The following is a 26994-nucleotide window of genomic DNA, read 5'->3' as shown; positions in this document are numbered from 1 at the left end:
CTACTTCTTCTTGTTCAAAAGCCTTGCCAGTTCCGGCGGGATGTTGCCGCCGCCCGGGCCGCCGGGCAGGCCCGAAAGGCCCCCGCCCATCTTGTCCATCATCGCGCCCATGTCCGGGCCACCGAGCGCGTTGCCCATGCCGCCAAGGCCGCCCTTGCCGAGCATGCCCAGCATCCCCTTCAGCCCGCCCATCTTTTTCAGGCGCTTCATCGCGGTCTGCATCTCCTGATGCATCTTGATGAGCTTGTTCACGTCCTGAACCGTGACGCCCGAGCCCTTGGCGATGCGAATCTTGCGCTTGGCGTTGAGCAGTTCCGGCTTGGCGCGTTCCTTTGGCGTCATCGATCCGATGATCGCGTCCATGCGGATCAGCACCTTGTCGCCGCCGACCTGATCGACCTGGGCCTGTGCCTTTTTCAGGCCGGGGATCATCCCGGCAAGCGCACCGATGCCGCCCATCTTGCGCATCTGGGCCAGCTGGCTGCGCAGGTCGTTCATGTCGAACTGGCCCTTGGCCAGCCGCGATGCCATGCGCTCGGCATCTTCCTGCTCGATCGAGGCCGCAGCCTTTTCGACCAGGCTGACGACGTCGCCCATGCCCAGGATGCGACCGGCCACCCGCTTGGGATGGAAGGGTTCGAGCTGGTCGAGCTTTTCGCCCATGCCGGCGAACTTGATCGGCTTGCCGGTGACGGCGCGCATCGACAGGGCGGCACCGCCGCGGGCATCACCGTCCATGCGGGTCAGGATCACGCCGGTCAGCGGCACCTGAGCCGAGAAATTCTCGGCCACGTTCACCGCGTCCTGACCGGTCAGGCTGTCGACGACGAGCAGCGTTTCGGCGGGCCGGGCCACGTCCGACACCGCCTTCATCTCGTCCATCAGCGCCTGGTCGACGTGCAGGCGACCGGCGGTGTCGAGCATCAGGACGTCGAAGCCCTGAAGCTTTGCGGCCTGAAGCGCGCGGCGGGCGATATCGACCGGCTGCTGGCCCGGCACGATCGGCAGGGTCGCGACCTCGATCTGGGTGCCGAGCACCGCCAGCTGTTCCTGCGCCGCCGGACGGTTGACGTCGAGCGAGGCCATCAGGACGCGCTTGCGATCCGTCTTGCCGATCAGCCTCGCCAGCTTGGCAGTGGTCGTCGTCTTGCCCGAACCCTGAAGCCCGACCAGCATGACGACGGCAGGCGGCGTGACGCCAAGGTCCAGTTCGGCGGTGTCCGCGCCCAGCATCTCGACCAGCGCGTCGTTGACGATCTTGACGACCTGTTGTCCCGGCGTGACGGAGCGCAGCACCTGTTGCCCGATCGCCTGTTCCGTCACCTTGTCGACGAAATCGCGGGCGACCGGAAGGGCGACATCCGCCTCCAACAGCGCCACCCGCACCTCGCGCATCGCGGCGCGCACATCCGCCTCGGTCAGGGCGCCGCGCCCCCTGAGCCGATCGAATACGCCGCCAAGGCGATCGCTGAGACTTTCGAACATCGTCACTCCAAACCAGCCCGGGTGCGTCAAAGCAAGAAACGCCGGCGGACGAACCCTCGTCAGCCAGCGTCACCCCGTGGGGCGTGCGATGATGTCCCGTTTCGCTGAAACGTTGTGCGGCTCCTATGCCAGCCCGCGCAAAAAGGCAAGGCCAGGCGGATTAACGCGTTTTACACCAACGATGGGCCATCACCGGGGCAAGGCGTTCACGCCAACACCAGGGGGATGCGCCGACGAATGGCGTTCGGACGGAAAATCGATGCGGACACAGCGGATCGGGCGAGCCCGGCCGCCCCAGTGTCGCGCGGCGAATGGATCCCTGCGCTGGTCGTCCTGGCCGCGATCCTGTTGTTCATCGCGCTGGGCAGTTCGGTCCTGTCGCGCACGCTGAGCCAGTATCTGGGCGGCACCGCGCCGACCGAACGGACGCTGGCGATCGCACTGATGCTGAACATCGCGCTGATCCTGCTGGGATGGCGGCGGCAAAAGGCGTTGCGCCAAGAGGTGAAGGTACGGACCGCGGCCGAGGAGCGCGCCCGCGTGCTGGCCAGCCGCGATCCGCTGACCGGATTTCTGAACCGGCGGGCGCTGGGTGAGGAAGGTGCGGGCATGTTTGCCCAGGCCGGTCGACGCCGGAAGGCCATGGCGCTGCTGCTCCTCGACCTGGACCATTTCAAGACCGTCAACGACATGCACGGCCATTCGGTCGGCGATGCGCTGTTGAAGAGCGTGGCGCGAGAGATCGCCGATGCCATGCCAGGCCTGTCGCTGACCGGCCGGCTGGGCGGGGACGAATTCGCCTGTGGATTCCTGTTCGATCACGACTATCCCGAAACGGTCGAGCGGATTGCCGAGCGGCTGGTGATGCGCATGGCCCAGCCCTTCGATGCCGACGGCATCGCGTGCCATGTCAGTTGCACCATCGGCATCGCCCGGTCGGACATGGATTGCCGCAGCATGGACGCGCTGCTGCGCCGGGCCGACATTGCGATGTATTCGGCGAAGAAGGCCGGGCGGAACCGCTATGCCTGGTTCGATCAGTCGATGGAGCGGGAACTGAACGCCCGCAACGCGCTGGAATCCGGGCTGCGCGCAGCGATCCCCGCCGGGCAGATCGTGCCGTATTTCGAACAGCAGATCGACCTTGAATCGGGCGAGCTGGTCGGGTTCGAGGTGCTGGCGCGGTGGGAACATCCGGTCAACGGGCTGATCAGCCCGGAACGATTCATCCCGATCGCCGAGGAAACCGGCATGATCGCGGACCTGTCCATGTCGATCATGCGCCAGGCGTGTCTGGCAGCGCGCGACTGGGATTCGGCCATCACCCTGTCGATCAACATCTCCCCCTGGCAATTGCGCGATGCATGGCTGGCGCAGAAGATCATCAAGGTGCTGACCGAAACGGGATTTCCGGCCGAGCGGCTGGAGGTGGAGATCACCGAAAGCGCGTTGTTCGACAATCTGGCGCTGGCCCAGTCGATCGTCGGCAGCCTGAAGAACCAGCGTATCCGGCTGGCGCTCGACGATTTCGGTACCGGCTATTCGTCGCTGGCGCATCTGCGCGCGCTGCCGTTCGACCGGATCAAGATCGACAAGAGTTTCGTCACGTCGCTGAACGAGAACCTGGATTCAGTGGCGATCGTCAACGCCATCGTCAGCCTGGGCAACAGCCTGAACCTGCCGGTCACTGCCGAAGGGATCGAGGACCGGTCGATCCTGGAACGGCTGCGCGCAATTGGCGTGGCCAAGGGCCAGGGATGGGCATTCGGCAAGCCGCTGTCACTGGCGGCCACCCGGCGACTGCTGGCCGAACGCCGCCGGCTGGTTTCAGGGAATGCACTGCCCGCCGATCCGGTCGACGATCCCGTCACCAGTCTACGGCAGACCGGCTGAGCCATTCCGCCTCTGCATCGGTGGTGGCCCGGCCCAGCGCTTCGTTGCGACCCGGAAAGCGGCCGAACCGTTCGATCACCGCCAGATGCTCGCGCCCGAACCTCACCTGTTCGTCCAGCCCGGCTGCCGCGAAACATTCGATGGCGAAACGCTGCAATGCCACCTGTTCGGCGTGCATCAGCGGCATGAACAGAAAGGTGGCGCGCACGCCGGTTTCATCGGCGTGCCATCCGCGCCGGATCGCCGACAGGGTGAGTTCGAGCGCAAGGGGATCGCCGGCAAAGGCGGCGGCGGTTCCACGGTGGATGTTGCGCGAAAACTGATCGAGCAGGATCACGGCGGCAAGCAACGCATCCGAATCGTCGCGCCACTGCCGCGCATCGCTGGCCAGCACGTCATCGCGCAGCGCACCGAACCGCTGAGCGATCGCCCGGTCCAAATCGGGGTCTGCCCTGAACTGGACTTCGGTGGGCAGATCGAGCCAGAAATCCAGCACCGCCGTGGTGCCCGCGTGGACTTCGCGTCCGTCCGCCCCTAGATCGCCTGTCATGTCCGCCCTTTCCCAACCCGAAATCGTCAGCCTTGGCTGTAGGTTGAACATCGCGGAAAGCGAAACGATCCGCGCGATGGTCGCGGGACGGGACATGGTGGTGGTCAACAGCTGCGCGGTCACCAACGAGGCGGTGAAATCGACACGGGCCGCGATCCGCCGCGCAAGGCGTGCCCGGCCCGATGCCGAACTGGTCGTCACGGGATGCGCGGTGCAGATTGAACCGGCGGCGTTCAGCGCCATGCCGGAGGTCGACCGGATCGTCGGCAATGCGGACAAGCTGTCGCCCCATGCCTGGGCATCGACGGATCCGGTCCGGGTCAGCGACATCATGGCGGTCAGCGAGACGGCCCCGCATCTGGCCGCCAGTTTTGCCGAACATGCCCGCGCGTTCGTCGAGGTGCAGAATGGCTGCGACCATCGCTGCACATTTTGCATCATCCCCTATGGCCGGGGGAACAGCCGGTCGGTGCCAGCGGGTGCCGTTGTCGAGCGGATCGCCGCGCTGGTGGATCAGGGATACCGCGAGGTCGTGCTGACCGGGGTCGACCTGACCAGCTATGGCCCCGACCTGCCGGGATCGCCGAGCCTGGGGGCGCTGGTCGAGCGTATCCTGACCCATACGCGGGTCGAGCGGCTCCGCCTGTCGTCGCTGGATTCGATCGAGATCGACGACCGGCTGTTCGCCCTGTTGACCGGGGAGGCGCGCGTGCTGCCGCACGTCCATCTGTCGTTCCAGGCGGGTGACGACATGATGCTCAAGCGGATGAAGCGGCGGCACAGCCGGGCCCAGGCGGTGGCCATCGTCGACCGGCTGAAAGCCGCGCGGCCGGACATCGCCATCGGTGCCGACCTGATCGCCGGATTTCCGACCGAGGACGAGGCGATGGCGGCGAACACCCTGGCGCTGATCGACGATTGCGACATCGTCCATGCCCATATCTTTCCGTTCAGCCCGCGCGACGGCACGCCCGCCGCCCGGATGCCGCAGGTGCCGCCCGCCACCGTCAAGGCGCGGGCCGCGGCGCTGCGCCAACGGGCGTCCGAGCGGCGCGCCCAATGGCTGCGCCACCAGATCGGCACGCACCAGACGATGCTGGTGGAACGGCCGGGCGACCGGGGCCATGCCGCCAATTTTGCGGAAATCCGGCTTGCCAGCCCCCTGCCCATCGGACAGATCGCCACCGTGACCATAACCGACGCAACCGACACCCATCTGACTGGAATTGCCGCATGAGCTGGTCCGACCGCCTGTTGGGCGGCTTTCGCAAGACATCCGACCGGCTGATGGGGAACCTGGCCGGGCTGTCCGCCGCCCGGCTGGACGAGGCGCGGCTGGAGGAGATCGAGGAAGCGCTGATCGCATCCGACCTTGGCCCCGACACCGCCGCCCGCGTCCGCGCCCGGCTGGCCGAGGGGCAATATGAGCGCAATCTGGAGGATCTGGGCATCCGGCTGGTCGTGGCCGAAGAGGTGGAGCGCGCGCTGGAACCGGTGGCCGAACCCCTGCCGATCCGGACGGACCTGAAACCGCAGGTCGTGCTGGTCGTCGGCGTCAACGGATCGGGCAAGACCACGACCATCGCCAAGCTGGCCAAGACGGTGAAGGATCAGGGATTCAGCGTGATGCTGGCCGCCGGCGACACGTTCCGCGCCGCCGCCATCGGCCAGCTGCGTACCTGGGCCGACCGGCTGGGCGTGCCCATCGTCGCGGGCGCCGAGGGCGGCGATGCGGCGGGGCTGGCGCATGACGCGGTGAAGCGGGCGATCGAACAACGGGTCGACATGCTGATCATCGACACGGCCGGGCGATTGCAGAACCGGCGCGAACTGATGGACGAGCTGGCCAAGGTCAAGCGCGTCATCGCCAAACAGTTGCCGGGCGCGCCGCACGACGTCCTGCTGGTGCTGGATGCGACCACGGGGCAGAACGCGCTGAGCCAGATCGAGGTATTCCGCGACGTGGCGGGCGTGACCGGCCTTGTCATGACCAAGCTGGACGGCACGGCGCGCGGCGGCGTGCTGGTGGCGGCGGCAGAAAAGTTCCGCCTGCCCGTCCATGCGATCGGCGTCGGCGAGACGGCGGAGGACCTGCGCGCGTTCGATGCCAATGAAGTTGCCCGCGCCATCGCCGGCGTCGAGCGGGTCAGACGCTGAACGATGACATCTGAACAGGAACGGACATGACGCAACTGAAGCGCGAACCCCTGTCCCCCCTTGCCCGCATGGCCATCGATTTCGGGCCGCTGATCGTCTTTTTCGCGGTCAACAACCTGTCGCGCGGGCTGGAGCTGGCCCGGCTGCTCTATGCGACGGCTGCTTTCATGGTGGCCACCGGCATCGCCATGGCGTTTTCATGGGCGCGGACGCGGCATGTCTCGCCGATGCTGTGGATTTCGGGCGCGCTGGTGCTCGTGTTCGGCGGGCTGACGCTGTATTTCCAGAACGAGACCTTCATCAAGGTGAAGCCGACCCTGGTCTATCTGATCTTCTCGGTCGTGCTCGCCTATGGCCTGGCGACCGGGCGGCCGTTGCTGAAGATGCTGCTGGAAAGCGCCTATCCCGGCCTGAACGAACGGGGATGGCGGCAGTTGACGATCAACTGGGCGTTGTTCTTTGTCGGCATGGCCCTGTTGAACGAGGCGGTCTGGCGGACGCAGACCACCGATTTCTGGGTCAGTTTCAAGCTGTTCGGCGCGATCCCGCTGACGCTGGTCTTCGCCGCCGCCAACATCCCGATGCTCTTGAAGAACGGATTGCAGGCGGGCGAAGCGGCGAAGGATCCACCGCTGCCGCCGGAGGGATAGGCAAAAGGAAAAGCCCTCACCCTTCCCACCGCTTCGCGGCGGGCCCCTTCCCTCTCCCGCAAGCGGGAGAGGGAGAGAGGGTGAGGGCTTCGAACCTGTCTGGCGATCAGCCCTGATCGGCGCGGGACACGCCCTCGCCGTCCAGGTTCCGGGCGACGAATTCCCAGTTGATCAGCTTGTTGGCAACCGCCTCGACATAGGCCGGGCGGGCGTTGCGATAATCGACATAATAGGCGTGTTCCCACACATCGATCGTGAGCAGCGGCTTCATGCCATCATAGGCGACCGGCGTATCGGCATCGTGCAGCGACGTCACCTTGAGCTTGTCGCCATCCAGCACCAGCCAGCCCCAGCCGCTGGCGAAATGACCGACGCTTTCGGCGACCAGCTTGCTGACCAGATTTTCGGTCGAGCCGAATTCCTCGGCGATCATGTCGGCCAGCTTGCCGGTCGGGGCGGCATAATCCGGGGTCAGGCACTGCCAGAAGAAGCTGTGGTTCCAGATTTGCGCCGTGTTGTTGAAAAGGCCCTTGTTGCCCTTTTCCTTGGCGAACAGGATCGCGTCGGACAGCTTGGCCTCGGCCAGTTCGGGCATGTCGGCCACGAGCTTGTTGGCGTTGACGACATAGGCATTGTGATGCTTGCCATGATGGAAGTCGAAGGTTTCGGCCGACATGTGCGGCGCCAGTGCGTCCTTCGCATAGGGCAGTTCGGGCAGGATATAGGCCATGTCGGTGCTCCTCTTCGCTGATGGCAAATCGTTCGCCGGACCAACGCGCGAACCGGATGCGGGTCGCATGACCCATCCCGCCCGCCCTGTCGTTCCGGCACGCCGCGCATATCGGGGCACCGGTCGCCAAGCGCAACGGTTTGCCCCGCACAATCGCCCCGGAAAGGGCAATTGCTTTATCCCATCGAGGTGATAGTCTTTTACGAGATAGCGGGGAGAGCGCGATGCGGGCAAGGATGATGCTGTCGGTAATTCTGGCCGTCGCGGCTTTGGCCGGATGTTCATCGCCCGAAAGTGCCGAAACCATGGAAGCCTATGACGTCGCCGAGCCGTCGCCACAGCCGGCCAAGGCCGGATCGGGGGCCGCGCCGCTGGACGTGACCCTGCCCAAGATTGCTTATGTCTATTCCCTGGGCTTTCGAGTGCCGACGGATGCGATTGCCAAGGTGCAGGACGCGCATCTGGCGCTGTGCGACCGGCTGGGCGCCACGCGCTGCCAGTTGGCCGGCATGACGCGCAACAGCGGCGAAGGCGAACGGGGCGAGGCCGGCATGACGTTGCGCGTGGCGACGCAGGACGCCCGGTCGTTCAGCAGGGCGCTTGAGCAGGCGGCGGCCGCAGGCGGTGGCCGCACGGCCGACACCGAGGTCGAGGCCGAAGACGTATCCAAGGCGATCGTCGATGCCGATGCCCGCATCCGCCAGCGCGAATTGCTGGTCGCGCGGCTGACCGAGATCCTGCGGACGCGGACCGGCAAGGTCGCTGAGCTGGTCGAGGCCGAACGCAGCGTGGCGCAGGCGCAGGAGGAACTGGATCAGGCGCGCGGCCTGCTCGCCGAATTGCGCGGGCGGGTGGCCTATTCGACGTTCAACCTTCGCTATGCGGGCGTGGCTGCGGCGCCGGGCGGGGCGATGTCCGATGCGATTGCCGACAGCGCGGCAAGCTTTGTGCAGGCGCTTCGCACCATCGTGGTCGCGCTGATCTATCTGTTGCCATGGCTGGTGCTCGCTGGCCTCGCATGGCTGGGCTGGCGGCGCTGGCTTGGACCGCTTGTCCGGCGGCGACGCGCGAATGGCGTTACACCCGCCTGATTGCGCCCCCGCCCCCCTTTGGGTATAGCCGGTTCAAAGGCCCCGGCCCCGGCGGTTGCTCCGGCATCCGTTAGTGCCGGGGCTGCTCGTTTTTGAAGGACAAGACGCCATGGCACGCCGCCGCCAGATCTACGAAGGCAAGGCCAAGATCCTGTATGAGGGGCCGGAGCCCGGCACGCTGATCCAGTATTTCAAGGATGACGCGACCGCCTTCAACGCCCAGAAAAAGGGCACGATCAACGGCAAGGGCGTGCTGAACAACCGGATTTCCGAGCATGTGTTCACCATGCTGGGATCGATCGGCATTCCGACCCATTTCATCCGCCGCCTGAACATGCGCGAGCAGTTGATCCGGCAGGTCGAGATCGTGCCGATCGAGGTCGTGGTGCGCAATGTCGTCGCCGGATCGCTGGCCAAAAGGCTGGGGATCGAGGAAGGACAGCAGCTGCCGCGCACCATCGTCGAATATTATTACAAGGACGATGCGCTGGGCGACCCGATGGTCACCGACGAACATATCCTGGCATTCGGATGGGCCGCGCAGGAGGAACTGCACGACATGGCCGACATGGCCATTCGCGTGAACGATTTCCTGACCGGCCTGTTCGCTGGCATCGGCATCCGGCTGGTCGATTTCAAGCTCGAGTTCGGCCGCATCTGGGACAATGACTATAGCCGCATCATCCTGGCCGACGAGATCAGCCCGGATGGATGCCGCCTGTGGGACATGACCACGGGCGAAAAGCTGGACAAGGACCGGTTCCGCCGCGACCTGGGCGGCGAGGTCGAGGCGTATCAGGAAGTGGCGCGTCGGCTTGGCCTGATGCCCGAGGGCGCTGAATCGGACGTGCTGGACCTGGACAGCCACCGCAAGAAGCTGGGCAAGTAAGCGGCGGGTTGCGGCGCGGCCACAGGCCCGCCATAGCCGCCGCCAAGCCGACTCATTCGATCTGTCCGGGGAACCGTCCATGAAATTGCGCATCATCGTCACGTTGAAGAACGGGGTGCTGGACCCCCAGGGCCGGGCGATCCAGCATGCGCTGGGCTCGCTCGGGTTTGACGGGGTGGACGATGTGCGCGCCGGCAAGCTGTTCGAACTGACGGTAGCCGACGGCACCAGCGACGAAGCGATTGCGGGCATGTGCGAAAAGCTGCTCGCCAACACCGTCATCGAAAATTACCGGGTGGAAAAGCTGTGACCGCCGCCGTCATCGTCTTTCCCGGTTCCAATTGCGACCGCGACATGGCGGTGGCGCTGGAGACGGTCACGGGGCGCAAGCCGCACATGGTGTGGCACCGCGACACCGAATTGCCGGACGGCGTCGATGTGATCGCGGTGCCGGGCGGGTTTTCCTATGGCGACTATCTGCGCTGCGGCGCGATTGCCGCACGGTCGCCGATCATTCGGGCCGTTACCGAAGCGGCCGGGCGGGGCGTTCCCGTGCTGGGCGTTTGCAACGGGTTTCAGATCCTGACCGAGACGGGGCTGCTGCCCGGCGCGCTGATGCGCAATGCCGGGCTGGATTTCGTGTGCCGCGACGTGGCGCTGACCGTCGAGAACAGCCAGTCGCTGTTCACCAGCGGCTATTCGGCGGGGCAGACCATTACCATCCCGGTCGCGCACCATGACGGCAATTATTTCGCCGATGCCGAGACGCTGGCCCGGATCGAGGGCGAGGGACGCGTGGCGTTCCGATATGCCGAGGATGTGAACGGTTCGGCGCGCAAGATCGCGGGACTGTTGAACATGGGGGGCAATGTGCTGGGCATGATGCCGCACCCGGAACGCCGGATCGAGGCGGCGCATGGCGGCACCGATGGCCGTCGGTTGTTCGAGGGAATGCTGGCGCTGGTCGGCGCCTGACCCGGCAAGGCGGTGGCCCGTGGCAGCACTTGCCGCCGGGACGAAATAAAAAGGGGGGGCTGACCCGGCCGGTCAGCCCCCCCTTTTTTCATTGGGTCTTCCCGAGGGATCAGCCCTGCGGGATGCCCGAAGCGGCAGCGACTTCGGCAGCGAAGTCGCTCTCTTCCTTTTCGATGCCCTCGCCCAGCTGATAGCGGACATAATCGACCAGCTTGATCGACGTGCCCGAATCCTTGGCAGCCTTGGCGATCACGTCGGCGACCGGGGTCTTGCCGTCCATGACGATCGGCTGGCTGAGCAGCGCGTTTTCCTTGGCGAACTTCTTGACCGAACCCTCGACCATCTTGGCGATGATGTCGGCGGGCTTGCCGCTTTCCGCTGCCTTTTCCGTGGCGATGGCGCGCTCACGCTCCAGCACTTCGGGGTCGAGACCGGTTTCGTCCAGCGCCAGCGGGAAGGCGGCGGCAACATGCATCGCCAGCTGCTTGCCCAGCGGCTCGAGCACGTCGACGCCGGCGTCGGATTCCAGCGCGACCAGCACGCCGATCTTGCCCATGCCCGGCGCTGCGGCATTGTGGACATAGGGGATGACCGCGCCCTGCGCGACTTCCACCCGCTGCATCCGGCGCAGCACCTGGTTTTCGCCAATGGTGGCGATGTTGGCGGTAAGCACTTCCTCGACCGTGCCGCCCTGGGGCATCGCCGCGCCCTGCAGCGCATCGATATCGCCCGCGTCCATGGCCAGCGCGGTCACATCGCGCACGAACGCCTGGAAAATCTCGTTCTTGGCGACGAAATCGGTCTGGCTGTTCACCTCGACGGCGACGCCCTTGGTCCCGGCGACGGCAACGCCGACCAGACCCTCGGCCGCAGTGCGGCTGGACTTCTTGGCGGCGGCGGCCAGGCCCTTGGTGCGCAGCCAGTCCATCGCCGCTTCCATGTCGGCACCGGTTTCGGCCAGCGCCTTCTTGCAATCCATCATGCCAGCGCCCGAACGCTCGCGCAGTTCCTTGACCGCTGCTGCAGTGATCTCTGCCATGGTAACTTCCTTTTCGGTGCGGGGCATCCACGCCCCAGGTAAAACATCAAACCGCTCGCACTGAGCTTGTCGAAGTGCCGTCCTTCTTCTTCGTTACAAGAGAAAGACAGTGCTTCGACAGGCTCAGCACGAACGGTGAAAGGGTGTCGAAGCTGTCCGTTCTTACGCGTCGATCTGACGCTCGCCCTCGACCGCCGTTTCCGGATCGGTGGACGCGGCGGGCGCTTCCGGCTCGCTCAGCGCTTCTTCCATCGGTGGCTCGTCCATCGCACCCAGATCGTGACCGAAGCTGGCCTGACGCTCCTGCCCGCCACGGGTCGCGGCGATCGCCACGGCTTCGCAGTACAGGCGGATGGCGCGGCTGGCGTCGTCATTGGCGGGCACCGGGAACGCGATGCCATCCGGCGACACGTTGGAATCGAGGATCGCGACGACCGGGATACCCAGCGTGTTGGCTTCCTTGATCGCCAGCTCTTCCTTGTTGGCGTCGATCACGAACATGATGTCGGGCACGCCGCCCATGTCGCGGATGCCGCCCAGGCTGAGTTCCAGCTTGTCGCGCTCGCGCGTCAGGTTCAGCACTTCCTTCTTGGTCAGGCCGTGCGTGTCGCCCGACAGCGTTTCCTCAAGCGTCTTGAGGCGCTTGATCGAATTGCTGATCGTCTTCCAGTTGGTGAGCATACCGCCCAGCCAGCGATGGTTGACGAAATGCTGGCCCGAGCGGCGGGCAGCGTCGGCGATCGGCTCCTGCGCCTGGCGCTTGGTGCCGACGAACAGCACCTTTCCGCCCGAAGCGACGGTCGAGCTGACGAATTCGAGCGCGCGCGCGAACAGCGGCACGGTCTGCGACAGGTCGATGATGTGGACGCCGTTGCGGTCGCCAAAGATGTAGGGCTTCATCTTCGGGTTCCAGCGATGCGTCTGGTGGCCGAAATGCGCGCCCGATTCGAGCAATTGCTGCAGAGAGACGACAGGTGCCGCCATGGGATAGTCTCCTTCCGGTTGGTCCTCTGGGCGGCGAATATCCGGCAAGCGCCGGACACCGGGTTATGTGCCACCCATGAGAGATTAGGCGAGCCGCTTAATCCAGCCGGTGTCGAAACACAAGGCTTGACAGTCGGAACATAAATCGAACATAGAACGCCCATAGAGCAAACATGGAACTTATCCACAGGCTCGGGATTTCACTTGCTCGTATTCGGCGTGTGTCGGTCGGGCATCGTCGCAGGAGGGTTTGAGATGGTCGCATTGTTCGCATCGCTGCTGATCGCCGGCGGATTGCTGTTGGCGGTTGCGGGCATCGTGCTGGCGCTCGAGGCGCGCGGCGCCTTGTGGCTGGACCTGATCGTGCGCGGCCCGCGTCCGTTCGCGGATGACGAGCGCCCGGTTGCTCATGGGATCGCGCGACAGGCTGTGCCGGTGCGGCGGATGGGCCGACCGGGCCGCTCGGCTACCGCCTGACCTTGCGATAACTGGCGATGCTGAACGGGATCGACGCCACATAGGCCAGGCAGATCACCGTCAGCGTCTGCCACGGCGCAGACAGCAGCGCGGCCCCGGCGAGCACCACCACCAGGATCGCCTCGAACCGGATGTTCGGCCGGAGTTTCAGCGAGCTCCAGCTATAGGTCGCCAGGCTGGAAACCATCAGGAACGCGACGAACGCGATCCAGGGGGCGACGATCCAGGGGGACCGCAGCAGTTCCTCACCGCTCCACAACCAGGCAAAGATCGGCAGCATGGCCAGACCGGCCCCTGCGGGTGCGGGAACGCCGGTCAGGAAACCGGCGGATTTATGCGGCTGATCGACTTGATCGATCGCGGCATTGAACCGCGCCAGGCGAAGGGCGCAGAACACCGCGTAGATCAGGGCACAAAGCCAGCCGAGACGGGGCAGCGTCACCAGCGACCAGAGGTACACGATCAGCGCAGGCGCGACGCCGAAGGAGATTGCGTCGGACAGCGAATCCAGTTCGGCACCGAACCGGCTTTCCCCGCGCATGAACCGGGCAACGCGGCCGTCGATCCCATCCAGCACGCCGGCGATCAGGATCATCGTCACCGCCCGCTCGAACTCGGCCCCGATGGCGTAGCGCACGCCGGTCAGCCCGAAACATAGCGCCAGCGCCGTCACCGCATTGGGCGCGATCGTCCGCAACGGAATGCCGCCGCGCGGGCGCGCAGGACGCATTACTGGGAAATGCCCAGAGGCGACGCGACCCCGACCCGGCCGATAATGGTTTCGCCCGCAACGGCCCGCTGGCCCAGGGTCACCTGCGGCTCGACGCCGTCGGGCAGCCAGATGTCGACGCGGCTGCCGAAACGGATCAGGCCGACCCGCTGACCGCCGACCACCATGTCCCCCGGCTTGGCAAAGCTGACGATGCGTCGGGCGACCAGCCCGGCAATCTGCGTCATGGCGATGCGGACGCCGTCGCGCCGTTCGATCACCAGATGCTGCCGCTCATTCTCGTCCGACGCCTTGTCCAGATCGGCGTTCACGAACTTGCCGGAGATATAGACCTGTTCGGTGATGGTGCCGGTGACGGGCGTGCGGTTCACATGCACGTCAAACACGCTCATGAACACCGATACCCGCACCCGCGTGGCATCGGCCAGGCCGCCCGGCCCCGCCAGTTCGGGGGGAATGGGCACCCGGCGGATCATCGTAACCAGCCCATCGGCCGGCGAGACGACCAGATCGGCCCCTTGCGGCGTAACCCGCACGGGATCGCGGAAGAACGCGGCGACCCAGATCGTCAGTCCGACCAGCAGGAAACCGAGTTCGTCCCAGATGAAAAAGAGGAACAGCGCGGCCAGACCGCCGCTGATGGCGATATATTTCCAGCCCTCTGGATGAATGGCGGGCCAGCGCCATTTCACCGACGGCGGCAGGGCGGAACCGGGATCAACTTCTTGCATCGGCCGGGTCTAACTGCGTCGCCATGGCAGCACAATGCCTGTCGTCATTCGCGGTTCCCCGGTGCGGTGCCGCACGGTTGATCGCCCGCGCGCTTGCCCCTAGGAGGCAAGGCGAACCCGAACCCCTGTTTCAACAACGGAAAGCGAGCGCATGGCGAAGATCAAGGTCAAAACCCCGGTCGTGGAGATTGACGGCGACGAGATGACGCGGATCATCTGGCAATGGATCCGCGAGCGGCTGATCCAGCCCTATCTCGACATCGATCTGGTCTATTTCGACCTGGCCGTCGAAAAGCGCGACGAAACCGACGATCAGATCACCATCGACAGCGCCAATGCGATCAAGAAATACGGCGTCGGCGTGAAATGCGCGACGATCACGCCCGACGAACAGCGGGTCGAGGAATTCGGCCTGAAGAAGATGTGGCGGTCGCCCAACGGCACGATCCGCAACATCCTGGGCGGAGTCGTGTTCCGCGAACCGATCGTCATCCAGAATGTCCCGCGCCTGATCCCGGGCTGGACCAAGCCGATCGTCGTCGGCCGTCATGCGTTCGGCGACCAGTATCGCGCGACCGATTTCCTGGTGCCCGGCCCCGGCAAACTGCGGCTGGTGTGGGAAGGTGCCAATGGCGAGAGCATCGACCGCGAAGTGTTCGACTTCCCCGGCGCCGGTGTCGCCATGGCGATGTACAACCTGGACGAGTCCATCCGCGATTTCGCGCGCGCCAGCCTGAACTACGGCCTCAACCTGGGCTGGCCAGTGTATCTGTCCACCAAGAACACGATCCTGAAGGCCTATGACGGCCGCTTCAAGGATATCTTCGAGGACGTGTACCAGGCCGAGTTCAAGGACCGGTTCAAGGAAGCGGGCATCGAATATCAGCATCGCCTGATCGACGACATGGTGGCCAGCGCGCTCAAATGGCACGGCGAGTTCGTGTGGGCGTGCAAGAATTACGACGGCGACGTCCAGTCGGATCAGGTCGCGCAGGGCTTTGGCTCGCTGGGCCTGATGACCAGCGTGCTGATGAGCCCGGACGGCAAGACGGTCGAGGCAGAGGCCGCGCATGGCACCGTCACCCGGCACTATCGCCAGCATCAGCAAGGCAAGGCGACCAGCACCAATCCGATCGCGTCGATCTTTGCCTGGACCGGCGGCCTGAAGTTCCGCGGCCGGTTCGACGGCACGCCCGAGGTGACGCAGTTCGCCGAGACGCTGGAGCGCGTCTGCATCCAGACCGTCGAAAGCGGCAAGATGACCAAGGATCTGGCCATCCTGATCGGCCCGGACCAGCCCTGGATGACGACCGAGCAGTTCTTCGAGGCAATCCGCGTCAATCTGGAAGCCGAAATGGGCAAGATCACCGGCTGATCCGGATGACGATGGGATGAAAAAGGGGGTCGTCGGCATCTGCCGCACGGCCCCCTTTTTCATCCGGGCGCAACCAATGCTTCCATCGCAAGCCGCGACATGGCTATGGTCGGCGCATGCACATCAGCCTGTCGAACGAAGGACTTTCCGACGCCCTGGTCATTCTGGGCGCGGCGGGGCTGATCATCCCGGCCTTTGCCCGGTTCCGCATCAGCCCGGTGATCGGGTTCATCCTGATCGGCCTGCTGGTCGGCCCGGCGGGTCTGGGCGCGCTCGTGCCCCAGGCGCCGTTCCTTTACTATGTGACGATTTCCGATCCGACGTCGATCGAGCCGTTCGCCGAGTTCGGCATCATCCTGTTGCTGTTTTCCATCGGCCTGGAATTGTCTGTCAAGCGCCTGTGGGGCATGCGGACGCTCGTATTCGGGGTGGGCGCGGCCGAATTGCTGGGGTCGGCAGCGATCATCGCCGCGGCACTCCACCTGTTCGGACAGGGATGGGCGGCCGGCATCGGGCTTGGGCTGGCCCTCGCCCTGTCGTCCACCGCGCTGGTGCTGCCGCTGGCCGGGACCGAGCGCCCGGCGGGCAAGGCGGCGTTCGCCATGCTGTTGTTCGAGGACGTGGCGCTGGTGCCGATCATCTTCCTGCTGGGCGCGCTCGGTCCGGCGGCGGGGGACGATGGCTGGACGGGATTGGCCGATATCGCGATCCGGGGAACGTTGAGCGTCCTGGTCCTGTTCGTCGCCGGGCGCTTTTTCCTGCCGCGCCTGTTCGGCCAGGCGGCGCGGGCCAAGAATCCGGAGCTGTTCCTGGCCGCCAGCCTGTTGGTGGTGATCGTCGCCAGTCTGGTCACATCGGCTGCGGGCCTCAGCCCGATTGTCGGCGCGCTGCTGGCCGGCCTGCTGATCGCCGAAACCGAATATCACAGCGAAGTCGAGGTGATGACCGCGCCGTTCCGGGGACTGGCGCTGGGCGTGTTCCTGATCACGGTCGGGATGCGGCTCGATTGGCGGTATCTGGCCGAGAACTGGGCCATGGTCACCGGCGCGATCCTGGGCGTGATGGTGATCAAGACGGCGGTGACAGCCGTGCTGTTGAAACTGGCGGGCGCGCGGAACAGCACGGCGATCGAAACCGGCGTCATGATGGCCAGCCCGTCCGAGACGACGATCATCGTGCTGGGCGTAGCAACGGGCGCGCTGCTGATCGATCCGGAAACCGCGACCTTCTGGACCGCGGTGACGGCCATCGGCCTGACCATCACCCCCCTGCTCGCCAAGATCGGCCAGGTGTTCGCCCGCGAGATCGAACAGCGCACCGGCGAATTGCCGCCCGAGGCCGAGGTTGGGCGCGAAGGGCCGGGCACCGTCATCATCGGTTTCGGGCGGGTCGGCCGGACCGTCGCCGACCTGCTGCGCGCGCATGGCAAGCGGTTCGTCGCGGTGGAGGCAAGCATCGAGGGGGTGATGGACGCGCGCCGGGCGGGCTACCCCATGATCTTTGGCGATGTTTCGCGGGCCGAACTGGTCGACCGGCTGAACCTGGGGCGCGCCGATGCGCTGATCCTGACCATGGACGATCCGGTTCTGACCGTGCGGCTGACCAAGCGGGTGCGCGGCTGGTTGCCCGACCTGCCCATCGTCGCCCGCGCGCGCGATCAGGATCATGCGGCCGAACTGTACAAGGCCGGGGTGACCGATGCCGTGCCCGAAACCCTGGAAAGCTCGCTGCAACTGGCCGAGGCCGTGCTGGTCGATCTGGGTGTCGCCATGGGGCCGGTGATCGCCAGCATCCACGAAAAGCGCGACGAAATGCGCAAGGGGATCAAGGATGCCGCAGGGCTGGACCGCGAACCGCGCATCCGTCGAGTTCGCCAGACGGGCGGCGAACCGGCCTGACCGGCGCCCACCACGCCCTATCGCGCCCCCGACCGTTCGGCAAAGTGCCAGGAAGCGACGGCCAGCGCGGGCAGGCGGGCGACAGCGTCGGCGGCGGCCGGGCTGGACGCATTGCCGTCGATCATCCGGCGCTTGATCCCCTGAACGATGCCCGCCAGCCGGAACAGGTTATAGCTGAAATACCAGTCGAGCGCGGGCAGGCCGTCCCGCCCCGTCGCTGCGCAGTATCGCGCGACCATTTCGTCCAGCGTCGGGATGCCGGTTTCCGGCCCCGTCATGCCCTTGACGCCGGATCGCCCCTCCGGCTCGGTCACCCAGCTCATCAACAGATAGCTGAAATCGGCAAGTGGATCGCCAAGCGTGGACAATTCCCAGTCGAGCACGGCCAGCACCCGAGCGCTGTCGGGGGCGAAGATCAGGTTGTCGATGCGGTAATCGCCGTGGACGATGCTGGTCCGCGTCTGGGGCGGCACGGTGCGCGGCAGATAGTCGATCAGGCGTTCGATTTCGGGCACGTCGTCGGTCTGGCTGGCGCGATATTGCTTGATCCAGCGCGCCACCTGCCGCTCGAAATAATTGCCGGGCCTGCCGTAATCGGACAGGCCGACCGCATCGGCATCGATCGCGTGCAGCGCCGCCAGCGCATCGACGAGCGCATGATAATGCGCGGTGCGATCCGCGGGTGCCATGCCGGGCAAGGTGCCGTCCCACAGCGTCCGCCCCCGAACCAGCGTCATCAGGTAGAAGGGCGAACCGATGACCGCCGCATCCTCGCACAGTGCCACTGGCCGTGCGACCGGGAAGCCGGTGGGATATAGGGCCGCGATCAATCGATATTCGCGTTCGATCGCATGGGCGGACGGGAGGATCGGACCAAAGGGCTTGCGGCGCAGGACCAAGGGTTCCCGTTCGGTATCAATGCGATAGGTGGGATTGCTCTGCCCCCCGGTGAAGCGAGTGCACTCGATTGCCGCTCCGGCATCGGGCACATGGTCCGCCATCCATCGGCGGAGCGCGGCGAGGTCAAGGTCGCTCATGGAAACACGATCACCGACCGCACCGTGCTGCCCTGGCGCAGCCGGTCGAGGGCATGGTTCACCCCGTCCAGCGAAATCGTTTCGGCCACCATCGTGTCCAGATCGAGCAGGCCGTCCAGATACATGCGCACCAGTCGAGGCAGATCGATGGGGAAGCGGGTGGAGCCGAGCAGCGATCCCTGAAGCTTCTTGCCGGTCAGGAAACTCGGGCCGGGCAGGCTGACCGACTGGCCCGGCGCGATCATGCCCAAAATCGTCGCGGTACCGCCGCGTTTCAGAATGGCCCAGGCAAGCTCTGCGGTATCCGCCCGCCCCACCGCTTCGATCGCATAATCCACCCCGCCGCCGGTCAGGGACAGGATCGAGCGTGCCGTGCCGTCGCCAGCCGGATCGAGGGCGTGGGTGGCACCCATCCTGAGCGCCAGCGCCCGCTTTTCTGGCACGGGATCGATCGCCAGGATCATGCCCGCGCCCGCGATCTTTGCCGCATTTATCGCGGCCAGGCCGATGCCCCCCGCCCCGATCACGGCGACGCTTTCGCCGGGCCGCACCCGGCTGTCGTTGAAGATCGATCCGGCGCCGGTGATGACCGCACATCCAAGCAGCGCCGCCCTATCCAGCGGCATCGCCGGATCGATGGCGACACAGGCATGTTCATGGACCAGCATAAGTTCGGCAAAGGCCGACAGGTTCAGGAACGGAGCCAGCGGCGTGCCGTCCGCCAGCGACAGGCGCGGGGGCGCATCCGCCGGCCGCCGGGTCGATGGATCAACACAGAGCGAGGGCCGCCCGCCAAGGCAGAATTGGCAGGTGCCGCAATAGACGGTGAGGAAGGTGACGACATGGTCGCCGGGCTTCACATGGGTGACGCCCTGCCCCACCGCCTCGACCACGCCAGCTGCCTCGTGCCCCGGCACGGTCGGCATCGGATGCGGAAAGCTGCCATCGACGAAATGCAGGTCGGATCGGCAGACGCCGCAGGCAGCGGTGCGGATCAGCACCTCGCGCGGCCCCGGCGCATCGATGCGGACCGCTTCGACCGACAGCGGCCCGCCCGCTTCCCGCAGGACGGCGGCTTTCACGCGCTGTATTTCCCGAATTCGGCGCGGGCGATGGCGCGGTTGTGCACTTCGTCCGGCCCATCGGCAAAGCGGAGCGTGCGCAGGCTGGCCCAGGCGCTGGCCAGGCCGAAATCGTCGGACACGCCGGCGCCGCCATGCGCCTGGATCGCATCGTCCAGGATCTGCAGCGCCATCATCGGCGCCTGCACCTTGATCATCGCGATTTCCAGCTGCGCCGCCTTGTTCCCCGCACGGTCCATCATGTCGGCGGCCTTCAGGCACAACAGGCGGGTCATTTCGATGTCGATGCGCGCACGCGCAATCCGCTGTTCCCAGATGCTGTGATCGGCAATCCGCTTGCCAAAGGCGGTGCGGCCGAGCAGACGGCGCGCCATCGCCTCTATGGCGACCTCTGCCGTGCCGATCGTGCGCATGCAGTGATGAATGCGGCCCGGCCCCAGCCGCCCCTGAGCGATTTCGAACCCCCGCCCCTCGCCCAGCAACAGGTTTTCCGCGGGCACGCGGACATTTTCCAGCACCACCTCGCCATGGCCGTGCGGGGCATGGTCATAGCCATAGACGGACAGCATGCGTTCGATGCGGACGCCGGGCGTGTCCATGGGCACCAGGATCATCGATTGCTGTTGATGCCGCCGGGCGTCCGGATCGGTCTTGCCCATGACGATGGCGATGCGGCACCGGGGGTCGCCGGTCCCCGACGACCACCATTTGCGGCCGTTGATGACATAATGGTCGCCGTCGCGGCGGATCGAGGTTTCGATATTGGTCGCGTCCGAAGACGCCACCGCCGGTTCGGTCATCAGGAACGCGCTGCGGATTTCGCCGTGCATCAGCGGCAGCAGCCAGGCGTCCTTTTGCGCGCGGGTGCCGTACCGGTGCAGCACCTCCATATTGCCGGTGTCGGGTGCCGAACAGTTGAAGCATTCGCTGGCCCAGTCGATGCGTCCCATTTCCTCGGCACAGAGCGCATATTCGAGGTTGCTGAGGGATTCGCCGTCGAAACGGAAACTGTCGTCGACATGGGCCTGCCCCGAATGGGGCGGCATGAACAGGTTCCACAACCCGGCGGCGCGCGCCTGTTGCTTTACCGCCTCGATCACGGGAATGACCTTCCACCGGTCGCCGGTCGCAAGCTGCTGGCGATACAGGGCATCGCGCGGTGCGATTTCCCGGTCGATGAACGAACGAACCCGGTCGCGCCATGTCGCCTGCCGATCGGTCAGCGTGAAGTCCAAATCCATCCTCCCCAATCGCCCGATCCGGTCGCGGTTCATCGGGGTTAGACCATACCCGATCTTCGGTAAAGTCGCCCACCAAGTGGTTTAGCGATAACATCCGTTGGCTTTCCAGCAGCCGCCGCCAATCCAAGAAAATACTGGCCCCACGAAACCAAGCTGCTAGGCTTGGCGGATGACGGGCGAGACTGGGGTGCGCGAGGGCGAGGCGCAGGGGACGAGGCGGTTTCAGGAGAAGCGGGACGCGATCCTGGCCGCCGCTGCCGATGCGATCAACGAACAGAGTGCAAAGGGCATGACCTTTGCCGATGTGGCCCGCCGCGTCGGGCTGAACACGACGAGCGTCACCTATTATTTCAAGCGCAAGGAGGATCTGGCGGCCGCCGCGTTCGAACAGACGCTGGCGCGGTTGCGCGCGATGCTGAACGAGGCGATGACCGAGCCGACGCCGGAAGAGCGCGTGCGCCGTTACATGGCGATCAACATGGCCCGCATGGCGGCGCTCCGCGAAGGACGGGAACGCAATTTCGCCATCCTGTCCGACCTGCGGGCGATGGAGGAACCGATGCGGTCGCGGTTGCTGGCCGGATGGCGCGACGTGTTCCGTGCCGCCCGCCGCCTGTGGGGGGATGCGGCCAACCGGGCACAGACCGACCTGTTCGGGGCACGCGCGCACCTGGTCCTTGAAAACACCTTTTGGCTGAACGCGTGGATCGAACGCTACTCGACCGACCAATATGGCCGGGTGGAGGCGCGCCTGGGCGACGTGTTCGCGGCCGGGCTGGCAGGGGCGGGACAGCGTTGGGCGCCCCGGCTGCTGGCGCTCGAACCGGTGGAGCGCGAACCGCAGCGCGAGGCGTTCCTGCTGGCGGCAACCCGTCTGATCAACGAACTGGGCTATCGCGGCGCTTCGGTGACGCGGATCGCATCCGAACTGAACGTGACCAAGGGCAGTTTCTATCACCATCTGGATGCCAAGGACGATCTGGTCATCGCCTGTTACCGCCGCAGTTTCGACCTGATCGGCGCAGCGCAGCGGGCGGCGGACGAGCGCGGCGGCACGCAGTGGCAGCGATTGTGCGATGTCGTCGCGACGCTAATCGACATCCAGTTTTCCGAACGCGGCCCGCTATTGCGGACCACCGCCCTGTCCGGCCTGCCGGTCGATGTGCGCCAGGCGATGGTCGACCGGTCGAACATGATCGCGCGCCGCTTTGCCGGGACGATCAGCGACGGCATCGCCGAAGGGACGATCCGCGCGGTCGATCCGCTGATCGCTTCGCAGGCGCTGATGGCGCTGCTGAATGCCGCGTTCGACATGCGCAAATGGGCGAGCGCAATGCCGCGCGACCGGGCCGTCGCGCTTTATGCCTCTACCTTGATGTCGGGGTTGTTCGACGATCCGCTGCCGACCGGATAGGGGCGCGGAACGGGCGGGGCACTGGGTCGTTTAACCGGCGAAACGGAGGACCCATAATGCGTCATGCCCCTGCCCTGCTGATCGTACTGATGCTTGCCCCGCTGGCTCCGGCAACGGCGCAGGAGCGGCCCGGCACCGATGCCAGCGAGGAACGCAACGAAAAACCGGACGATACCGGCCGGGTCGCGGGCGACATCGCCAGCCAGCCGGCGCGCGATATCGGCGCGATGCCGACCAAGACGCCCGATGTGCTGATCGCGGCGCAAAAGGCGCCCTATGACCTGACCGGCATCAAGACCTGTCGCCAGATCAGTGCCGCCGTCACCGAACTGAACACGGCGCTTGGCCCGGATTTCGACGCGACGCCCGAAGAGCGCAGCCGCGAGGGTGCGCTGGCAGAGGCCGGCGGGCGCGCCGTCGTCAATTCGCTGATCCCGTTTCGCGGACTGGTGCGCGAAGTGAGCGGCGCGGCCGGGGCGGAACGGCGGTTGCAGGCGGCGACCGATGCCGGTCATGCCCGGCGCGGCTATCTACGCGGCATCCACCGGACCCGCGGGTGCAAGACCGGGTTCTGACCGGCGGACGACGGGCGCTTTGCACCGCAATCGTTTTTCTATCCGCCTGTCCGGCTTTGGCGGGGGAACGCCAGTGCCTATCTCGCCCGGCGACACCAAATCCTGCGGAGATGCCCGATGATCGACCTGTATTACTGGCCCACGCCGAATGGGCACAAGGTTACGCTGTTCCTTGAGGAAACCGGCCTGCCTTACGCCATCCACCCAGTCGATATCGGCGCGGGCGACCAGTTCAAGCCGGATTTCCTGGCGATTGCGCCCAACAACCGGATGCCGGCGATCGTCGATCACGCCCCCGCCGATGGCGGCGCGCCGGTCAGCCTGTTCGAAAGCGGCGCGATCCTGACCTATCTGGCCGAAAAGACCGGCCGGTTCGGGGGTACGGACGCCCGCAACCGGATCGAGGTGAGCCAGTGGCTTTTCTGGCAGATGGGCGGGCTGGGACCGATGCTGGGCCAGAACCATCATTTCAATCGCTATGCGCCTGAGCGGATCCCCTATGCCATCGACCGCTATGTCCGGGAAACGGCGCGGCTGTACGGCGTGCTCGACCGGCGGCTGGCGGACCGGGACTTCATCGCGGGGGACTATTCCATCGCCGACATGGCCGCCTATCCCTGGATCGTCCCGCATGAGGCGCAGGGCCAGGACCTGGCCGATTTCCCCAATGTGCGGCGCTGGTTCGATGCGATCCGGGAGCGCCCGGCGACCATCGCCGCCTATGCCAGGGGCGATGCGATCCGGCCGGCGGATGCCCCGATGACCGACGAGCAGAAGAAGGTGCTGTTCGGCCAATCCGCACCCAAGCCCTGACCGGCGTTGCGACAAGTTGCGACAGTTTTCGCGGCGCCCGGGACAGTGCTGCGACAAGTGGGTGCGAAAAGGGCCGTCAGCATCGGGGATGGCCCGGTGAACGACAAGGAACCGACGCAATGATCCGCAAGACAATCATCGCCGCCGCGCTGGGCGCGACCATGCTGGCCGGTGGCGCCTATGCCGCGCAGGAAATGGCCGGCGGCAACCGCATGGACCGCATGGTCGCCCGCATGGATGCCGACAAGAACGGCAAGATCAGCGCCGCGGAGATGCAGGCGCAGGTGGATGCCCGGTTTGCGCGGCTGGACGCCAACAAGGACGGCCAGCTTTCTGCCGACGAAATGCCCAAGCGCGGCAAGGCCAAGCGCGGCGGTCGCGGCGAGATGCGCGCAATGATGATGCAGCGCATGGACACCAACGGCGATGGCCAGGTGTCGGCAGAGGAACGCCAGGCCGGACGCGCGGCGATGATCGCGCGGCTGGACACCGACAAGGACGGGCAGGTTTCCCGCGAAGAGCGGCGCGCCGCCCGCAAGGCGATGGGCCAGATGCGCGGTGGCGGCCGCTGGGCCGATACCGACCGGGACGGCACCGTATCCGATGCGGAACGCGCAGCGATGCGTGCCCGGATCGAGGCGCGGATCGACACCAACAAGGACGGCACCGTATCCGATGCAGAACGGGCCGCAGCGCGCGAGCGGATGGGCCGGATGCGCGGCCGCATGATGGCGCGGGTCGATACCGACGGCAACGGATCGATCAGCCAGGCGGAAATGCGGGTGCAGGCGGCGGCGCGCTTTGCCCGGCTGGACGCCAACAAGGATGGCCAGATCGACCAGGCCGAGCGGCAGGCGGCAGCAGCCAAGTTCGCCGAACGCCGCGCCAACTGGCAGGCCAAGCGTCAGGAGCGCCGCGACGGTGCGCCGGTCGCTGCCCCCACCCCCTCCCCGGCGGGCTGACCCGATCAGCCGCCAGCCGACCGGGCGAACAGCCCCCCGCCCGGTCGGCACCCCCAACTCGACGATCCGGCGATAGCGGGGAGCCGCAAGCCCGGCTCTGGCGTTTCGTCATCGCCCGCGCCACAATCGGACCCGATATGAGCCTTTCCCACATCCTGCTGGTCGATGACGAACGGTCGATCCGCGAGCCGCTGGCCCAGTTCCTGACCAAACAGGGATTTCGCGTGACCCAGGCGGGCGATGCGGAGGGCGCTCGGGCGCGGCTGAACGCCTACGACATCGACCTGGCCATCCTAGACATCATGATGCCGGGCGAGGACGGGCTGAGCCTGTGTCGGCACATTCGCGCCACCAGCGACACGCCCGTCATCCTGTTGACCGCGAAGAGCGAGGAAACCGACCGCATCGTCGGCCTGGAAATGGGCGCGGACGATTATGTGGTGAAGCCGTTTTCGCCGCGCGAACTGGCCACGCGGGTCAAGGTGGTGCTGCGCCGCGCCGCCAATGGTGCCCGCCAGCACGCGCCGGACAGCGCCAGCCTGGCCTTTGCCGGATGGGTGCTGAAAACCGGGGAGCGCACACTGGTCGACCGCGACGGCGTGTCGGTGCCGCTGTCCACCGGCGAATACAACCTGCTGCATACGCTGGCGATGCGCCCGCGACAGGTGCTGACCCGCGACCAGTTGCTCGACCTGACCCAGGGGCGAGAGGCGGCGGCATTCGACCGGGCGATCGACAATCAGGTCAGCCGCCTGCGCAAGAAGATCGAAACCGATCCCAAGAACCCGGTGCTGATCAAGACCGTCTGGGGCGGCGGATATACGCTTGCAGCCGAAGTCACGCGGCTTTGAACCCGGCATGTCCCGCATCCGCCTGATCCCCCGCAGCCTGTCGGGGCAGATCGCGCTGCTGGTCGCGCTGGCGCTGTTCGTGGCGCAGGCGATCAATTTCGGCCTGTTGCTGCGCGAACGCCAGGCCTATCGCTTTGCCCAGATTGCAGTGCCCAGCATCACCCGGATCGTTGATGCGGCGGAACGAGTGGAACAGGGTCGGCTGACGCTGGACGACCAGCGGCCACGCGGCCGGGTCAGGCTGTTCGCTGACAATCCGGTGCCGGCAGGCATGCCGGAGGTGCCCGAGGTCGCAACCGGGGTGCGATACGGGCTGGAGCAGAGCAATATCCGCTTTGGCCGGATCGTGGCGGTGCTGAACGAGGATCGACAGATCGTTCCCGCGCTGGAGCCGCGCAACCGGATCGTGGGGCCGCGCCGTCGCGGATCGGCGGATCTGCTGGTCGGCGTGGAATTGCCGGGCAAGGGCTGGCTGGCGCTGCGTGCGCCATGGCCGGTGACTGGACGGTTCCTGATCTGGCAGCTCGTGGCGCAGACGCTGGTCCTGTACATCGTCGTGATGGTGCCGATCCTGTTGCTGGGGCGGCGCATCGCCCGGCCGCTGCGCGCGCTGGCGCAGTCGGCGGCCAGTTTCAACCCGGCCCAGCCCGGCGATCCGGTGCCAGAGCGCGGGCCGGAGGATGTGCGGTCGGTGATCGCCGCCTATAACGGCCTGTCCGGCCGCGTGACGGCAATGCTGGATGAAAAGGACCGGATGCTGGGCGCAATCGGGCATGACCTGCGCACGCCCCTGTCCGCGCTGCGGGTCCGCATCGAAAATGTCGAGGACGAGGGCGACCGAGCGCGGATGGCCGAAATCATCGAGGAGATGACCCGCACGCTGCAGGACATCCTGTCGCTGGCGCGGATGGGGCGGCCGAGCGAACCGGTGGAAACGGTGGACGTCGCCGCTCTGGTCGACGCCGTGGTCGCCGATTTCGAGGATATCGGGGCCGATGTGACGGCGACCGAGGCACCCCGCACGACGATCCGCGTGCGCCCGTTCCTGATGCGGCGGGCGGTGCGCAACCTGGTCGAAAACGCCGTGAAATATGGCGGATCGGCCGAGGTTCGGCTGGTCAGCGAACGGAAGTTCGTCGCCATCGAAATCTGCGATCGCGGTCCGGGTATCCCGGCGGACAAGCTGGAAAGCGTGTTCCAGGCATTTATTCGCGTCGAGACGAGCCGCAACCGGGAAACGGGTGGCATCGGCCTGGGCCTGGCGCTGGCCAGCGCCATCGTCCGCGATGCCGGCGGCACCATCACCCTGGCCAATCGCGAGGGCGGCGGGTTGATCGCCACCATCCGGCTGCCCCGGTAAAGCCG

General features: G+C 66.1%; 27 protein-coding genes. 17 read left to right on the top strand and 10 right to left on the bottom strand.

Annotated features, from left to right (window positions below; all coding sequences use genetic code 11):
- The gene (ffh, locus tag ACPVPU_RS09020) at window positions 1–1485 is read right to left on the bottom strand and encodes a signal recognition particle protein (RefSeq protein ID WP_448657598.1); all 1485 of its coding nucleotides are present in this window, start codon (window positions 1483–1485) and stop codon (window positions 1–3) included.
- A gap of 225 nt (window positions 1486–1710) precedes the next feature.
- Between ffh and ACPVPU_RS09015 the strand changes: the two genes are divergently transcribed.
- Window positions 1711–3378: a putative bifunctional diguanylate cyclase/phosphodiesterase gene (locus tag ACPVPU_RS09015; protein WP_448657597.1), complete on the top strand. Its 1668-nt coding sequence runs from the start codon at window positions 1711–1713 to the stop codon at window positions 3376–3378.
- Here ACPVPU_RS09015 and ACPVPU_RS09010 read toward each other — a convergent pair.
- Window positions 3353–3928 carry a DUF924 family protein gene (locus ACPVPU_RS09010; RefSeq protein ID WP_448657596.1) on the bottom strand — a complete coding sequence of 192 codons (576 nt, stop codon included), beginning with the start codon at window positions 3926–3928 and terminating at the stop codon, window positions 3353–3355. The genes ACPVPU_RS09015 and ACPVPU_RS09010 overlap by 26 nt on opposite strands.
- On the opposite strand from ACPVPU_RS09010, the gene mtaB reads away from it, so the two are divergent.
- Genes mtaB through ACPVPU_RS08995 form a run of 3 tightly spaced genes read left to right on the top strand, consistent with a single transcriptional unit; the run spans window position 3927 to window position 6735 of the window.
- Window positions 3927–5165 carry a tRNA (N(6)-L-threonylcarbamoyladenosine(37)-C(2))-methylthiotransferase MtaB gene (gene mtaB / locus ACPVPU_RS09005; protein ID WP_448657595.1) on the top strand — a complete coding sequence of 413 codons (1239 nt, stop codon included), beginning with the start codon at window positions 3927–3929 and terminating at the stop codon, window positions 5163–5165. The genes ACPVPU_RS09010 and mtaB overlap by 2 nt on opposite strands.
- Window positions 5162–6085 carry a signal recognition particle-docking protein FtsY gene (gene ftsY, locus ACPVPU_RS09000; protein WP_448657594.1) on the top strand — a complete coding sequence of 308 codons (924 nt, stop codon included), beginning with the start codon at window positions 5162–5164 and terminating at the stop codon, window positions 6083–6085. The genes mtaB and ftsY overlap by 4 nt, the downstream gene beginning before the upstream one ends.
- Window positions 6086–6111: 26 nt before the next feature.
- The gene (locus ACPVPU_RS08995; RefSeq protein WP_448657593.1) at window positions 6112–6735 is read left to right on the top strand and encodes a septation protein A; all 624 of its coding nucleotides are present in this window, start codon (window positions 6112–6114) and stop codon (window positions 6733–6735) included.
- Between the two features lie 106 nt (window positions 6736–6841).
- Here ACPVPU_RS08995 and ACPVPU_RS08990 read toward each other — a convergent pair whose 3' ends face one another.
- The gene (locus ACPVPU_RS08990) at window positions 6842–7465 is read right to left on the bottom strand and encodes a superoxide dismutase (RefSeq protein WP_448657592.1); all 624 of its coding nucleotides are present in this window, start codon (window positions 7463–7465) and stop codon (window positions 6842–6844) included.
- 236 nt (window positions 7466–7701) lie between these two features.
- Here ACPVPU_RS08990 and ACPVPU_RS08985 point away from each other — a divergent pair, with 236 nt between their 5' ends.
- The 4 genes from ACPVPU_RS08985 to purQ all read left to right on the top strand — a co-directional run bounded on the left by ACPVPU_RS08985 (window position 7702) and on the right by purQ (window position 10420).
- Window positions 7702–8556 carry a DUF4349 domain-containing protein gene (locus ACPVPU_RS08985; protein ID WP_448657591.1) on the top strand — a complete coding sequence of 285 codons (855 nt, stop codon included), beginning with the start codon at window positions 7702–7704 and terminating at the stop codon, window positions 8554–8556.
- Between the two features lie 109 nt (window positions 8557–8665).
- The gene (gene purC, locus ACPVPU_RS08980) at window positions 8666–9445 is read left to right on the top strand and encodes a phosphoribosylaminoimidazolesuccinocarboxamide synthase (RefSeq protein WP_448657590.1); all 780 of its coding nucleotides are present in this window, start codon (window positions 8666–8668) and stop codon (window positions 9443–9445) included.
- A 79-nt stretch (window positions 9446–9524) separates the two neighbouring features.
- A complete protein-coding gene (gene purS, locus ACPVPU_RS08975; RefSeq protein WP_448657589.1) occupies window positions 9525–9755 on the top strand; it encodes a phosphoribosylformylglycinamidine synthase subunit PurS in 231 nt (76 codons plus the stop codon).
- Window positions 9752–10420, top strand: coding sequence for a phosphoribosylformylglycinamidine synthase subunit PurQ (gene purQ, locus ACPVPU_RS08970; protein WP_448657588.1), 669 nt, complete (start codon window positions 9752–9754; stop codon window positions 10418–10420). The genes purS and purQ overlap by 4 nt, the downstream gene beginning before the upstream one ends.
- Window positions 10421–10529: 109 nt before the next feature.
- On the opposite strand, the gene tsf is transcribed toward purQ, so the two are convergent.
- Window positions 10530–11459 (bottom strand): translation elongation factor Ts, encoded by a 930-nt coding sequence (gene tsf, locus ACPVPU_RS08965; RefSeq protein ID WP_448657587.1) that lies wholly within the window; start codon window positions 11457–11459, stop codon window positions 10530–10532.
- A gap of 162 nt (window positions 11460–11621) precedes the next feature.
- Window positions 11622–12443 (bottom strand): 30S ribosomal protein S2, encoded by an 822-nt coding sequence (gene rpsB, locus ACPVPU_RS08960; RefSeq protein ID WP_448657586.1) that lies wholly within the window; start codon window positions 12441–12443, stop codon window positions 11622–11624.
- Window positions 12444–12698: 255 nt separating this feature from the next.
- Between rpsB and ACPVPU_RS08955 the strand changes: the two genes are divergently transcribed.
- Window positions 12699–12920: a hypothetical protein gene (locus ACPVPU_RS08955; RefSeq protein WP_448657585.1), complete on the top strand. Its 222-nt coding sequence runs from the start codon at window positions 12699–12701 to the stop codon at window positions 12918–12920.
- Here ACPVPU_RS08955 and pssA read toward each other — a convergent pair.
- Both pssA and ACPVPU_RS08945 read right to left on the bottom strand, forming a co-directional pair.
- Window positions 12910–13650, bottom strand: a complete 741-nt coding sequence (pssA, locus tag ACPVPU_RS08950; RefSeq protein ID WP_448657584.1) for a CDP-diacylglycerol--serine O-phosphatidyltransferase — start codon at window positions 13648–13650, stop codon at window positions 12910–12912. The two genes, ACPVPU_RS08955 and pssA, sit on opposite strands and share 11 nt — an antisense overlap.
- Window positions 13650–14381: a phosphatidylserine decarboxylase gene (locus ACPVPU_RS08945; RefSeq protein ID WP_448657583.1), complete on the bottom strand. Its 732-nt coding sequence runs from the start codon at window positions 14379–14381 to the stop codon at window positions 13650–13652. The genes pssA and ACPVPU_RS08945 overlap by 1 nt, the downstream gene beginning before the upstream one ends.
- A 151-nt stretch (window positions 14382–14532) precedes the next feature.
- Between ACPVPU_RS08945 and ACPVPU_RS08940 the strand changes: the two genes are divergently transcribed.
- Window positions 14533–15756 carry an NADP-dependent isocitrate dehydrogenase gene (locus tag ACPVPU_RS08940; protein ID WP_448657582.1) on the top strand — a complete coding sequence of 408 codons (1224 nt, stop codon included), beginning with the start codon at window positions 14533–14535 and terminating at the stop codon, window positions 15754–15756.
- A 116-nt stretch (window positions 15757–15872) separates the two neighbouring features.
- The gene (locus ACPVPU_RS08935) at window positions 15873–17654 is read left to right on the top strand and encodes a cation:proton antiporter domain-containing protein (protein ID WP_448657581.1); all 1782 of its coding nucleotides are present in this window, start codon (window positions 15873–15875) and stop codon (window positions 17652–17654) included.
- Window positions 17655–17671: 17 nt separating this feature from the next.
- On the opposite strand, the gene ACPVPU_RS08930 is transcribed toward ACPVPU_RS08935, so the two are convergent.
- The 3 genes from ACPVPU_RS08930 to ACPVPU_RS08920 are packed head-to-tail and all read right to left on the bottom strand — an operon-like array spanning window position 17672 to window position 21008.
- A complete protein-coding gene (locus ACPVPU_RS08930; protein ID WP_448657580.1) occupies window positions 17672–18691 on the bottom strand; it encodes a phosphotransferase family protein in 1020 nt (339 codons plus the stop codon).
- Window positions 18688–19773, bottom strand: coding sequence for a Zn-dependent alcohol dehydrogenase (locus tag ACPVPU_RS08925; RefSeq protein ID WP_448657579.1), 1086 nt, complete (start codon window positions 19771–19773; stop codon window positions 18688–18690). Before ACPVPU_RS08925 ends, ACPVPU_RS08930 begins: the two co-directional genes overlap by 4 nt.
- A complete protein-coding gene (locus ACPVPU_RS08920; RefSeq protein WP_448660467.1) occupies window positions 19770–21008 on the bottom strand; it encodes an acyl-CoA dehydrogenase family protein in 1239 nt (412 codons plus the stop codon). Before ACPVPU_RS08920 ends, ACPVPU_RS08925 begins: the two co-directional genes overlap by 4 nt.
- 175 nt (window positions 21009–21183) lie before the next feature.
- Here ACPVPU_RS08920 and ACPVPU_RS08915 point away from each other — a divergent pair, with 175 nt between their 5' ends.
- The 6 genes from ACPVPU_RS08915 (at window position 21184) to ACPVPU_RS08890 (ending at window position 26989) form a co-directional block, all read left to right on the top strand.
- Window positions 21184–22428 (top strand): TetR/AcrR family transcriptional regulator, encoded by a 1245-nt coding sequence (locus ACPVPU_RS08915; RefSeq protein ID WP_448657578.1) that lies wholly within the window; start codon window positions 21184–21186, stop codon window positions 22426–22428.
- A gap of 56 nt (window positions 22429–22484) precedes the next feature.
- Entirely contained in the window at window positions 22485–23003 is a 519-nt protein-coding gene (locus ACPVPU_RS08910; protein ID WP_448657577.1) for a hypothetical protein, read from the top strand.
- Window positions 23004–23120: 117 nt separating this feature from the next.
- Window positions 23121–23816: a glutathione S-transferase N-terminal domain-containing protein gene (locus tag ACPVPU_RS08905; protein ID WP_448657576.1), complete on the top strand. Its 696-nt coding sequence runs from the start codon at window positions 23121–23123 to the stop codon at window positions 23814–23816.
- A 119-nt stretch (window positions 23817–23935) separates the two neighbouring features.
- Window positions 23936–24778 carry an EF-hand domain-containing protein gene (locus tag ACPVPU_RS08900; protein WP_448657575.1) on the top strand — a complete coding sequence of 281 codons (843 nt, stop codon included), beginning with the start codon at window positions 23936–23938 and terminating at the stop codon, window positions 24776–24778.
- A gap of 137 nt (window positions 24779–24915) precedes the next feature.
- A complete protein-coding gene (locus ACPVPU_RS08895) occupies window positions 24916–25629 on the top strand; it encodes a response regulator (RefSeq protein ID WP_448657574.1) in 714 nt (237 codons plus the stop codon).
- 79 nt (window positions 25630–25708) lie between these two features.
- Window positions 25709–26989, top strand: a complete 1281-nt coding sequence (locus ACPVPU_RS08890) for a sensor histidine kinase (RefSeq protein WP_448660466.1) — start codon at window positions 25709–25711, stop codon at window positions 26987–26989.
- Window positions 26990–26994: the final 5 nt, after the last annotated feature.

Source organism: Sphingomonas paludis (genome assembly GCF_053502515.1).
The sequence above is the reverse complement of the archived record's forward strand: the minus strand, read 5'-3'. Positions and strand labels throughout refer to the sequence as shown.